11 protein-coding genes and 1 rRNA gene are annotated in these 12,297 nt (G+C 40.5%); all 12 read right to left on the bottom strand.

The features are described 5' to 3' along the window. Positions 1–77: 77 nt before the first annotated feature. The 12 genes from HMPREF0873_RS06695 to rrf all read right to left on the bottom strand — a co-directional run bounded on the left by HMPREF0873_RS06695 (position 78) and on the right by rrf (position 12,146). On the bottom strand, positions 78–2,021 hold the full coding sequence (locus HMPREF0873_RS06695) for a TonB-dependent receptor (protein WP_008715100.1): 1,944 nt from the start codon (positions 2,019–2,021) through the stop codon (positions 78–80). Positions 2,022–2,039: 18 nt separating this feature from the next. Beyond that, positions 2,040–2,801, bottom strand: coding sequence for an ABC transporter ATP-binding protein (locus tag HMPREF0873_RS06690; RefSeq protein ID WP_008715099.1), 762 nt, complete (start codon positions 2,799–2,801; stop codon positions 2,040–2,042). After that, positions 2,801–3,847 (bottom strand): iron ABC transporter permease, encoded by a 1,047-nt coding sequence (locus HMPREF0873_RS06685; RefSeq protein WP_008715097.1) that lies wholly within the window; start codon positions 3,845–3,847, stop codon positions 2,801–2,803. The genes HMPREF0873_RS06690 and HMPREF0873_RS06685 overlap by 1 nt, the downstream gene beginning before the upstream one ends. Before the next feature lie 12 nt (positions 3,848–3,859). After that, complete coding sequence (locus HMPREF0873_RS06680; protein ID WP_008715095.1) at positions 3,860–4,882, bottom strand: ABC transporter substrate-binding protein; 1,023 nt, start codon at positions 4,880–4,882, stop codon at positions 3,860–3,862. Beyond that, positions 4,882–6,219, bottom strand: coding sequence for a TonB-dependent receptor domain-containing protein (locus HMPREF0873_RS10080; RefSeq protein ID WP_008715093.1), 1,338 nt, complete (start codon positions 6,217–6,219; stop codon positions 4,882–4,884). The genes HMPREF0873_RS06680 and HMPREF0873_RS10080 overlap by 1 nt, the downstream gene beginning before the upstream one ends. Positions 6,220–6,227: 8 nt before the next feature. Further along, positions 6,228–7,334: a TonB-dependent receptor gene (locus HMPREF0873_RS10075; protein ID WP_232192016.1), complete on the bottom strand. Its 1,107-nt coding sequence runs from the start codon at positions 7,332–7,334 to the stop codon at positions 6,228–6,230. A 130-nt stretch (positions 7,335–7,464) separates the two neighbouring features. Next, positions 7,465–8,217, bottom strand: a complete 753-nt coding sequence (locus tag HMPREF0873_RS06670; protein ID WP_038125730.1) for a TonB family protein — start codon at positions 8,215–8,217, stop codon at positions 7,465–7,467. 4 nt (positions 8,218–8,221) lie between these two features. Next, entirely contained in the window at positions 8,222–8,626 is a 405-nt protein-coding gene (locus tag HMPREF0873_RS06665; RefSeq protein ID WP_004694375.1) for a biopolymer transporter ExbD, read from the bottom strand. Then, positions 8,623–9,234 (bottom strand): MotA/TolQ/ExbB proton channel family protein, encoded by a 612-nt coding sequence (locus tag HMPREF0873_RS06660; RefSeq protein WP_004694376.1) that lies wholly within the window; start codon positions 9,232–9,234, stop codon positions 8,623–8,625. Before HMPREF0873_RS06660 ends, HMPREF0873_RS06665 begins: the two co-directional genes overlap by 4 nt. A 630-nt stretch (positions 9,235–9,864) precedes the next feature. Next, positions 9,865–11,037 (bottom strand): M48 family metallopeptidase, encoded by a 1,173-nt coding sequence (locus tag HMPREF0873_RS06655; protein WP_038125729.1) that lies wholly within the window; start codon positions 11,035–11,037, stop codon positions 9,865–9,867. Between the two features lie 154 nt (positions 11,038–11,191). Then, the gene (locus tag HMPREF0873_RS06650) at positions 11,192–11,563 is read right to left on the bottom strand and encodes a CGGC domain-containing protein (RefSeq protein WP_004694380.1); all 372 of its coding nucleotides are present in this window, start codon (positions 11,561–11,563) and stop codon (positions 11,192–11,194) included. A gap of 466 nt (positions 11,564–12,029) precedes the next feature. Further along, positions 12,030–12,146 (bottom strand): 5S ribosomal RNA (rrf, locus tag HMPREF0873_RS06645). Positions 12,147–12,297 lie beyond the last annotated feature (151 nt).

Genomic DNA, 12,297 nt, shown 5'->3' with positions numbered 1-12,297 from the left:
ACACATTTATTTGGCCCGCACAAAACCCATACCCCTACCGCTACTGCATTCTCGGGGGATTGTATCATTAATACATATTAAAATTTTTGTGTATAACTTAATTCATAATTGAATGGTGCATCCCAGTATTCATAATCTCCATTGGATACCACATTATGACGATTCAAAAGATTCCGTGCATCAAGGCGTAATGTAGCATCTTTATTAAAGTGATACCCAACGTAAGCATTCCAAAGAGCAATGTTAGGGTTCAAGCCACCATCGCGATTGCGCAAACGTTTGGTTACAAAGTTCAAAGATGTGCCTGCATCCCAAGTAGAGCTTTTATAATGAACACCGGTTGTAAACTGTAACTTAGGAGCCGCTTGTTTCCAATAGGTTTCATTCATTTCCTTTTGTTTTGGATTAGAATAAGAACCACTTACACTCATTTTGAGTCGATCTGACAAATGTCTACTATACTCAGCTTCAATCCCAACATTGTGGAATTTACCACCGTTTACGCGAACGGTTGGGCGACCATTTACATCAGGTTGCCATTGGAAGAAGTTCTTGAAGTCCATATAGAACACGTCCACCTTCCAGCTATCCTTCTTATTAAGGCGTTTATAACCTAATTCATAGTTCCAACCCTCTTCAGGCTTAAGATTTTTACCACTTACTGCTGTGTATTGGCGGTTTACACTGCGGAATGTATCACTCAAGCTAGGCATCGTGTAAGCTTTCCCTATATTTAAGTACATGGAGGAATCTTTATTGATGGTATGCAACAATTGGAACTGAGGCGTTAACACATGTTGGTCCTTAATAGGATCACTAATAGCTGTATAGCGCAAGCCCAAAATGGCAGTCCATTTTGGATTGATTTCACGAGAATAGCTACTGTACACCGCATAGGTATTACGATGAGGCCGTGTATACACAGGGGCCTGTGTGGCGCGATAGGTTTCTTGCTTACCTGTAACACCGGCAATCAAATAATCCTTACCGCCTCTAAAGTCCCATTCATGTTGTACATCTATACCATATTGACGAGCTACATAACTGGTTTCGGTCGGCTTGAACTGTTTAGCACTATGAACACGGCTTTCACCACGCATAGTACGGTCATTATAAAATAATGTTCCCGTCGTATTATCGTCCTTATAGATCAGGGATGCATTGTTGCGGTCATCCTTGTAATGATATGTCGTAGAATGACGAGCCTGTCTCATAGGATTTGTTTCTGTACTAATCAGACCAAAGGAGGAACGGCTTTCATCGCGACTATAATTTAAGGTTATCTTATCTGAAAGCTTACCACTCATGAACACGTCTAAGGAATTACCCTTGTTGCGCGTAGTGTAGTAATCATAACCTTTACGGCCTGTATAGTCATACCGCACCGGTGTAGATGGATCTTGAGTCCCCCAGTATTTTCTATCGATACCAACGAGAAATCGATCAGTACCATAAGAAATATCAAATCTCTTAGAGCCTCGATTACCTACAGCTACCGTAGCAGAACCACCCTCTTTTGACGGCGTCTTTGTAATAATATTTATAACACCACCTAAAGCTTCTGCACCATATAAGGTAGAGGCCGCCCCCTTCACGACTTCGATGCGCTCAATGGCACTGGTAGGCATAGAGCCAATTCCGCTCTTACCATTCAAGTTCATAGGTACACCGTTTACAAGAACAAGTGCACCGCGGTCGAGGCCACGAATATTCGTACGGCTATCCATGCCACCAAAATCTGCGCCAGACGCACTAAAGGAATTAATGGTTACACCCGGTACATTGGCGACCGCATCAAAGGCAGTCTTAGCGCCGCTATTTTGTATATCCTCTTGGGTAATAACAGAAGTCGATACCGGTGTATCTAAATCTAATAACGCTGTACGATTAGCTGTAACATTTATGGTAACTTCTTCTTCATTATTGTTCATTGTTACATCTGCAGCATAACTATTAATTGACATAGTAGTTAATGCCATAAGCACTGCTACATAGACTTGTTTATTCATTCGTTTCATCATCCACGCCTCTTTTTTTAATTATTCCATATTATATATAATATTTAATCGTCCATTTGGTAATGTTTGTACCGTGGCGGACACGCCGTAGATGTGTCGGATGGTCTCCTCTGTTAATACTTCGTGAGGGGGCCCTGTACACACTACGGAGCCGTCTTTTAAGGCAATGAGACGGTCGCAATAAATAGCTGCTAAATTCAAATCATGAATAGCGGACACTACTGTTGCATCAAGGCGTTTTACAATCGTCATCAGTTCCAGCTGATACTTAATATCTAAGTGGTTTGTCGGTTCGTCTAGCACTAGGCATTCTGTGCGCTGTGCCAAGGCACGTGCTAAGATAACACGCTGCTGCTCACCACCAGATAAGGTATTAAAATTGCGACTTTCAAAATCACTAAGCCCTACTTGAGCCAGTGCATGTCGAGCAATTTCATAGTCATCGATTTTATCTCTGTCGAGCAGTCCTTTATAAGGGGAGCGGCCCATAAGGACCATTTCAAGAACGGAAAAATCAAAGTTAACCGTACTATGCTGTGCTACTACAGCCATTTTTAAAGCCGTGTCGCGATGACTTAAGGAACTCATTTCAGTGCCGTCAAAGAAAATCTTGCCATGATTAGGTTGAAGCACGCGATATAAGCATTTCAAAAACGTACTTTTACCACTCCCATTAGGTCCTATAATTCCTACAAATTCCTTGTCTCGTATATCTAGGGAAATATCATGGAGGATCGTTTTCGGACCAAATGAGACTTGGATATTATCTGTTTGAATATTCATTATTCCCCTCCAAATCCATAGTTCTTACGCACCAACATATACACAAAGGTTGGCGCCCCAATGAGCGAAATGAGAATACCAATTGGCAATTCTGCGTGAGGAATAATGCAGCGGCACAAGCCATCCGCAATAACGAGGAAAATGCTACCCCCTAATGCGCTGAATGGAATCAAGGTCCAGTGATTCGTGCCGATTGTCATGCGCACAAGGTGAGGAATCAAGAGTCCTACAAAACCAATCATACCCGCAGCGTACACCACAAAGCCAATAATAAGTGAGCTAATAATCAAATAGACTTGTCGATATCTATGCAAATCACGACCTAAGGTGATGGCCACCTCATCGCCGAGAAGCATAATGTTTAAAACTCTGCTTTGAGACCAAAAGAATAGAATGCTCACGAGTACAACGATGGCAATAAATGGCAACATGTCCCATTTAGCGCCCGCAAAGCTACCCATCAACCAGTACGTAATAGTTTGGATGCCTTCCTTATCGTCCGCTAAATAGACCACAAAACTAGAGAAGGAGCTACATACAGCGCTTAATGCCAAGCCCCCTAAAATCAATTTCACCGAATTTGGTCGGCCACCCAAGTTCGAGATAAACAACACGCCGAAGGAAATCGCCATGGCTCCAATAAAGGCCATAACGCCGACGAAGTTCTCACCGAACATAACACCTACACCAAATAAAATAGCTACCGTAGCGCCAAGGGATGCACCCGATGAAATACCCAAGATATATGGATCCGCTAGTGGATTTTTAACGATAGCCTGCATGATAACGCCAGATACCGCAAGACCTGCCCCAATAATAGCGGCCATCAACAACCGCGGCATACGCAATAACCATATAATGGTCTGCTCTGGACCATTCATAGGATCATCGATAGCCAAAGGGCTAGAAAATTGATCCATTACAATATTAAAAATTTGAGAAAGTGAAAACTGTACTGTACCAACAGAAAGTCCCCATAGAATGGCTACCGCTAGCACCCCTATGAGGACAAATCCGCCAGCAGTATATCCAATACGTTTTAGCATACTGCTCCTTTATTAATGAATTAAATCTGGTACCCCTTCTGAATATAGATTAGGGTACAACCCATGCGATACGATGTCGATACCATCTGATAAACGAATACCAGGACTATATACAGCGAGCAATGGCAAGAAATGAACGCGCTTATTGCGCAATGCATTAACACCTTGTAAACCTGGCTGCGTTAGTACATAGTTCATAATCACATCCGCTTGGCTATATTCACCATCAGATACAATCAAGAATATAACGTCCGGATTCTGTTCAATTACATCCTCCATACTAATAGTCGGAGTTTCCGTGTCGATTACATCGGCATGTAAAGAATCCCCTATATTACCTGCTAATGTCTTATGTCCATACAATCGAAAATGCTTACCTTGCACCTCGACAAACAATGCCTTTGGTGGCTTCTCATGAGCCGTTTGGGCCACTGTATGTGCTACAGATTGTTCCATATCGTGAATCAACTTTTCTGCTTCCATGTTACGGTTAAAGATACGGCCTAAATCACGAATATATTGGTACTCCATATCCATGGTCAGTGCAGACTGCGCCCCTAGAGAAGATTCTGCAATATACACATTCGCATGTCGTGACTGCCAAAATGCAGGTGGTCGTAACCCTTTATTAGTAAAAGTAGATCGCCAACCAACTAGTAAATCAGGCTTCATCATTAATACACTTTCTAAATTGGCGTATTTCAGATCCTTGTATGGGATTTTATCGTACGCTTCACGGTATTCTGGGCGCACGTATTTGCGATCTGGAATCCCCATACCCGCTACGATACGATTCCCTTCACCAAGGGCAATGATGGTTTCTATGGAGTTTTGCCACATCGCCACCACACGTTCAGGTACCGCCGTATAGGTGCTTTCAAAAGGTTCCCCTCGGCGCACATAAGACTTGATTGTTACCGGCGGCTGTAGTTCGATATGCGTAGATGTAGACTGATGGTCCTCAACAGTTACCTGCTGAGGACCACAACCTACGCATAGTAATAGACATAGTATTAATGCGCTGAATCTAATCATTAGAATTTATATTTCGCCCCAATCATGAAGGAACGTGCCGGCATAGCCGCACTACCACGACCATTGTAAGCGCTATAGCTTGTTTCATAAGCGCGGTTAAGAACATTGTTCACTACAATGTACGCAGTTAAATCTTTTGTTACATCATAGTTGAGGTTCCAGTCCACGATGAGGAAACGTCTATGAGTGAATGCATAGTCGCTGTTACCAGTGTACCAATTAATCAACAAGCCAGAATATAGACGCTTGTTATCATAAGAAATGTTCAATGCATAGTGGTTTTGCGGACGCAAGCTATTAATAGCCACATTGATATCATCGCTATTGCTATAACCCCAGTTTGGATCAAGAATCCAACCACCTTTAGATAACCATTTATCTTTCATATGAGAATAAGACGCACTCATTGTTACATGTTCATTTAATCTGTGGTCTACTGTAATATTGAAAGATTGTTTGTTTTCTTTCGCATTAACTGCTGTTTTTTCAAACTCACCGGATCTGCCATTCCAAATTGGCAATGTAGCGATGGCATTTTTCATGCGTGTGTAATCATAGTGAACTGCTACAGTAGTATTATTGTTTTTCCCAAATGTATGTAATAGGCCCCATGTGAAAGCATCGCCTCTTTCGTCATCTAACGGTGTATTAAATACTCCATCAGTCGCACTATAGTCGCCTGTTTTAAGCGGTCTTAAGATACGAGTCCACCCAGCGTACATACTAGTCTTCTTGTTAAATTTAACTTGACCATGCAAACTAGGAGTCAAGGCGCTTACGCTACCCTTACCTTGGGAGTCACCGCTGCCATTACCTTGAATACTGCTATAGTGTACATAGCGCAATGCTGGTGTTAATTCCACATTGTTACCAATGTAGATTTTATCTTGTAAATAAGCATATAAAGTATTACGACGAATATCAGAAGACACTACATCACCATTACGTTTAATAGAACGGGAATTCAAATTAGAGCGACTATAGTCGATATTAGCAATAATATCATGCTTATCAAGTTGGCGAGTCCATTGAAGTTCTACACCTGTTTTATTTTCTTTATACCATCTATTTGGGCTACCTGCCATACCGCCTGTTTCAGCAATCCATTGACGCAATGCATCACGACGATCTGGGAATGGTGCCAAATTGGAATCAACCCATGCATTAAATTGCTCCACAGTAGCGCCATTAGGGAATGCCGCAGCATAGGCAGCACGTGCGGCCTCGCTACCAAGTTTAGACCATGTATATGTATCGCGACCTTCATATCGATGATCTAAACGATACAATCTAGCAAAGCTTTCCATTTGACCTTGGCGATCGAAAGTAAATTTCAAATCTGTGTCTAATTTTTAAACTTACTATAAGAGCCGTAGTTACCATCTAAAGCGAATAAATTGTGGTAGCCAGGGTTTCTGGAGTCACCATACAACTTAGGTGCATAACCTTGTGGATTTTCATCTGGATCTACATATTTAGGATCTGTTTTCAACTTGTAATTAGTATCATATTGGCCAACTTCAGCATTGAAAATAATGCGACGCCAATCATCTGCATTCCAGTATTTCCGGCTTGGTGTAGAAATTGGATACCCATCGCGACCTTTTTTGAAGTTCATTGAGAACTGTAAGCTTTGTTTCTTATTGAACTCATGGTCAATACGTGCATTAAATCCTTCTTCGCGCCATTTAGAACCTGTAAGAGTGGCTACTTCACCAGTATCACCATCTTTATACTTCGTATCTTGAGACATAGTACGTGTAGCTGTTACAAAGTAACCAGTAGATGCATTCTTACCTGCCGCACCTTGTACAGTCAAGTTATAACTATGCTTGTTCCAGCTGCCTGTAGCCAAATCAACGGAACCGCTGAAATTGCCTTTACCACGGCGTGTAATGATATTGATGACACCACCTGTAGCATCAGAACCATATTGAGAAGCACCAGGGCCTTTGATAACTTCGATTTTATCAATAGCATCCATATTGGTTACTTCATCAATATTTACACCTGTAGATTTAGAGCCTCTTTCAGAGCTATCACCTAAACGACCAGATGTAATATTGTCTACACGACGACCATCCACTAATACCACAACGCGGGAGTCACCATTGATGGATACACCATTATTGTAGAATTGGTAGCCATACTCACCACCACGATAACCAGGATTTTGGAATGTAACACCTGGAACACGTTTAATCGCTTCAGTTACATCGCGATAATGACGTTTTTCAATCTCCTCACGAGTGATAACCTTTACGTCACCACCAGTACGGTAATAGGATTGCTCAGTAATGGTATTACCATACTCATCCTTTGCCGCATCGGCTTTTACCGAAACATTATGAACCTCATAACCCTTGAAGTTCTCATCATACGCATAGGCTTGATACGTACCTAACGCTAACGTTGCCGCAATAGCAGCAGATAAAATACGACGACTCGTCATAACCCCTCCACACACAATAAATACACAATAAAAAAAATATTAAAACTAATCCTCTAACAAATGCGTTTCTTGTATTTTCTGAATTACAACTACACACAAACATAATTCATACATTATCAGCTATAGAAGATTAGTTAAAACCATAATCTACATTAACCACAATCGTAACTGGCTCACCTGTTGTATTCTCTATACCGCCAGAGCTCTCTACGAGGCTAGCAGCAGCATTATCGAGAATGCTAGAGCCACTGCTACCGATCATATTCGCACCAGCAAAGTTGCCATCCGCATCAAAAGTGATTTCAAAGGAAACTCGTCCACTGAGGCCACGGCGCACCGCCTGTTGCGGCATTACTTTATTACTCTCAACGCGAGCAATATAACCTGAACTATCGTAAGATCCCCCACGACGTTCTACATCACCTGGACCTGGATCACCACCTTTAGAACCATTGCCCTCATTACCAAGGCCTCCATTACCAATAACCCCACCACCACCAGGGCCTGGTACATTGCCACTGCCTGGATTGCCAACAGGATTATCAGTATTACCATTCAAGTTGACTGATGCCGTCTCATTACCACCTAAGTAAGGATTCAGATTTTTTAAGCCTTCTGTCGGCTTTCCCGATAAATTAGGCAACACACTACCTGCTTTACCGCCCCCTGCGACGGGTTTGTCGTCAGGTTGAATCTTTAATTTCTCAGGCTCTTCCTTCTCTTGAGGAGGTTCTTGCTGCCCCATATCGAGATTGATAACCAAGTCTTTTTTTGGTGTTTCTGGAGGTTTTATATGACCAAACCAATCACCTACAACACCCCAATATACAAGATTTAATGCCAATGCAGCTACGAAAGGAATTCCATATCGTTTATCTACCATAGAATCACTTCCGTTCTGTAGCTACGCTAACAAACCGAGCACCACTAATTTTAAGATTATCTAAAATATTGATAACGTCCTTATACGCAATATCCTCAGAGGCACGCACAATAAATGCCTGTTGAGGTTCTTTTGCAACAATACCTTGAATTTCATTGCCCAGTTGATCAGGGACAATCTCACGTTCATTCAAATACATCTTATGTGTAGCTGTTAATGAAATTGTGATAGGCTCAATCGTCTTTGCAGAAGAAGAGGAAGCCTTTGGTAAGTTAAGAGGAATTTGTTCCTCTGTATTCATATACAACGTACTCATCATGAAAAATACGAGCAAGAAGAAAACGATATCAATCATAGGTATAATCATGATGGTAGGTTCTTTTTGTATGCCTACTGAACTACGTTTCATCGTTGACTCCTAATATATAAATCCATAATAGAACCTAATTTTTGCTCTAACTTTGCGATATCTGAATTTACTTTATCTGTGCACCAACTATGGATGGCTAATGCTACGATGGCTACTGAAAGCCCTGTTGCAGTGGCAACCAGCGCTTCGGATACGCCGCCTGTAATAACAGTAGGCGCACCAATATCGCCACCAACGGCCGCGAAGGAGCGGATCATACCAACAACAGTACCCAAAAGGCCAAGTAATGGAGCCATTGTTACCATCATGCTAAGCCAGTTAAGACCACGTTTTAAACGTTCATCCATGTACCCTACCACATCATGTAAACGATTCTCTAAACCTTCCGCACTATATACAGACTCCACGATAGGAGACACGAATCGACTCAATGCATCATCACTATTTTTTATAGAATTCTCTAGAGTAGACCAATTATTACTATTACGACCGGCATCAATGCTATCGGACAACTGCTGTAACTCATGATTGATGTTTCTGTACGTACGAATACGTTCAAATAAAATAGTACATGCTGCTAACATGAATAGTACAAGTGGATACATAACGAAACCACCTGCATTAAATAGGTGAATTGTATACTCCATCATAGCCTCCATATAATATATAAAATTACGTGTTATTTAACAAAAAAATGGTCATCTATATTATTAGATTAACCACCAACATTGACATTATCCTATAAAGTATTTATAAGTACAATAACCCTATACCCCCTACCGTTATGATATTTCTATAGGATTCCATTCTAACTACATATTCCATCCACCTTAAATATACATCTATCCACTATATATAGACAATATTAAGTTCTCGCATAAAAGCTTCATAATTATTATAAAAAATATAATAATTATATCTATTAAAACTATGCTCAATAAGATAATCTCTCATATTTTATAGTTGAAAATCATTATAATTCACGTTCCACCATCAAAAATCTTTTTGTATTTTTATGAGCTTATTATTACTCCATGAATATAATTTATTCACACATGAATAATACTTATACTCCAGACTATCCATATCTTTACGGTCTATTTATTACTCGTATATCCCTCAATATATCTTATAAACTTATTAACTTATACTCAAACTATAAATATTACAATCTATATAAAAAGAGGACTAAGCCTTCATGGGCTCAGTCCTCTGATTATTCTCATTATAATAACATAAATCCTTAAAGCAAATTATATGCCATGTATAGCTCTTATTTATTTTTTAGCTTTATCAGCTTTTACCTTTTTATTTTCTTTTACCTTTTTAGGTTTTTCTTGTTTAACCTTTACTGGTTTTTTTGCATTAACAGCAGAACCTGCAGGTTTTACAAATGCATTATTAAGATTTGTTGCCACTTGTAATGCTACGTCCGCATTTGGCGTAGAAACAATGGATTGACCAGCTACCGTTACAGTGTCACCACTATACGATGCAGAACCTGGTGTCACTTGATTATTATGATACAATCGTGCCAATTTACCGGCCATGTAATAAGCACGCTCTTCGCCTGTGTAACGACCGCTACCTGCTGGAGTATAAATATTATCGCCGTTTACATACACAGTACCATTCGATACATTTACATGATTCCCAGAATATGTGTACATACGAGAAATATTATTGTTCACCCGATCGGACAACTTTGGATGGTTATTAGGTGCTACCACCTGTGAAAGCCCTTCACGATAGTGTTCCCCCACTTTGTTGCGCAGTACTGCCATAGAACCAGCAGCACCACCTACATTATATGGAGATTCACTTAAAATCTTAAAGCCTAACTCATCAGCAGCTTTTTCTTGACTCATCGTAAACACTTGATTGGATAAGTAATTACCTGCCACATTAGATAAAATAGCCGCGCCTTCACTACCACCAGCGGCTATACCGACTGCTGTAGAAAGACCAATTTGTTTCTTAGCGCCATTAATAATATCTTTATGCTCGCCATGAGAAATTTCATGAGCCATTACATAGGCTAATTGATCATCATCCAGTGTATCTAAAGCACCCTTGTTAATAGACATAACACGACCAAGTGTGGCAAACGCATTAAACTCCTCATCAGGATTCGCATAGACAACGTAGGAACGCTTTACACTAGGTGTAGCCTCTAATGTCTTCATAATTCGATTTACACGCTCTTGAGCTGCACTATCGTTTAAATAACCAGTTTTCTCTTTTGTGCGTGCCAAACTCTCCTGTTGCCCCTCTGCAGAATTATCCATTTTATTTAATGCAGTAGATACGTAAGCCATAGCAATAGCACCACCAGCTAAGGATTGTACCGCAGCAGAAGCAGCATTGACAGAAGCCGTTTGCATCACAGTAGGTGCCATTGTCACTGCCATAGCAATAGATAAAGTAGCCGCTGTAAGTTTCTTATTCATTCTCTCAACCTCTCAAAATGATAAATATATCACTCATAATTTACATACTATCTATATAATATAGGTTTAGTGTAAATATAGAATGAATAATGGAACAATTATTCATCTATTATAAGATATTGCAAATTGTTATAGTTAATTCAAGCATTGCTGACTATTGATCTGTCGTTACTGGTTTAGCTGAAAGTACTATCGCTTCTTTACCATCTTTAGAAACAGCACCACCATGTGTATAGCCTACTACATCAAAGCCCGCCTCAGCACACTGCTCTGCGATGCTTTCATAATTTTCATTCTTACCACGCGTACATGTAGAAAGATGTACCGCAGTAACACCTTTTTTCTTGAAAGACTCAATCTTCTTGGCTAGATCCCCACCGCTATGTGTGAACCCCACCAACTCAATATCCTCATCAGCATAACGCTCAAAAGAATCCGCTTTATTCATAAATGCTTTCAAACAACCGCCACAAGAACAGCGCTGCATTGTATCCTCATTCACGAGAACCGCAATTTTCTTAGCCATATGACCTCCTATAAATATGATATAAGCCTAAGTATACCATATCCATGAGAAAAATATGTGCTTCAAAGCACGATAATTAATACTAATTATATAAGTAACTCCTTCAACGTCTACTGCTTTGCTCATTAGTTCCCTTAAAAGAATAAAAATCCATACAAAAAAAGACACACCCTCAGGTGTGCCTTTAGCTTAATCAGCAGCTTCCTATCAATCCTCACTGTGGATTTTCCTTCACTGCTTCGCAGTTCGGTAAATCTTACGTTCGGAAGAAGGTGATGTGTGGGCCCCATACGTCGTTTCACTCCTCTGTGGCCTCACACCCTACCCTTCCCACGCCGTCTTATTGATTTATATAGATAGTTTCTACTTGTACAACCTTGGCTGGAGACGGCTCTTGCAGAGTTAGCTAGTCGAAGACTAGCAAAAAGAAAAGGCCTACCTTAAGGTAGACCTTTTTCTTTTCGTTAATCAGCAGCTTCCTATCCTCCCAGGCCGTCTCCAGCCAAGTACTTTCGGCGTTTATGAGCTTAACTACTGTGTTCGAGATGGGAACAGGTGGATCCTCATAGCCATCGCCACTGAATCTGTCAGAGTTTGTACTCTGAAAACCACATAGAAGTTATATATATTTGTTTGCACATTCTGCTTAATGTTTTATATGTTGCATCCCATACTCAAAGTACACGTCTGGAGGATTGCGTCGAAGCCTGTGGATTTCACTTCGTGAAATCTTA

Source organism: Veillonella sp. 3_1_44 (genome assembly GCF_000163715.1).
Taxonomy (GTDB): Bacteria; Bacillota; Negativicutes; order Veillonellales; family Veillonellaceae; genus Veillonella; species Veillonella parvula_A.
This window is presented reverse-complemented; position numbering and strand designations above follow the sequence as displayed.

Bases quoted from the DNA above. Each gene is read 5' to 3' on its own strand.
- HMPREF0873_RS06695 (WP_008715100.1), bottom strand. From the start codon at position 2,021: ATGATGAAACGAATGAATAAACAAGTCTATGTAGCAGTGCTTATGGCA.
- HMPREF0873_RS06690 (WP_008715099.1), bottom strand. From the start codon at position 2,801: ATGAATATTCAAACAGATAATATCCAAGTCTCATTTGGTCCGAAAACG.
- HMPREF0873_RS06685 (WP_008715097.1), bottom strand. From the start codon at position 3,847: ATGCTAAAACGTATTGGATATACTGCTGGCGGATTTGTCCTCATAGGG.
- HMPREF0873_RS06680 (WP_008715095.1), bottom strand. From the start codon at position 4,882: ATGATTAGATTCAGCGCATTAATACTATGTCTATTACTATGCGTAGGT.
- HMPREF0873_RS10075 (WP_232192016.1), bottom strand. From the start codon at position 7,334: ATGACGAGTCGTCGTATTTTATCTGCTGCTATTGCGGCAACGTTAGCG.
- HMPREF0873_RS06670 (WP_038125730.1), bottom strand. From the start codon at position 8,217: ATGGTAGATAAACGATATGGAATTCCTTTCGTAGCTGCATTGGCATTA.
- HMPREF0873_RS06665 (WP_004694375.1), bottom strand. From the start codon at position 8,626: ATGAAACGTAGTTCAGTAGGCATACAAAAAGAACCTACCATCATGATT.
- HMPREF0873_RS06660 (WP_004694376.1), bottom strand. From the start codon at position 9,234: ATGGAGTATACAATTCACCTATTTAATGCAGGTGGTTTCGTTATGTAT.
- HMPREF0873_RS06655 (WP_038125729.1), bottom strand. From the start codon at position 11,037: ATGAATAAGAAACTTACAGCGGCTACTTTATCTATTGCTATGGCAGTG.
- HMPREF0873_RS06650 (WP_004694380.1), bottom strand. From the start codon at position 11,563: ATGGCTAAGAAAATTGCGGTTCTCGTGAATGAGGATACAATGCAGCGC.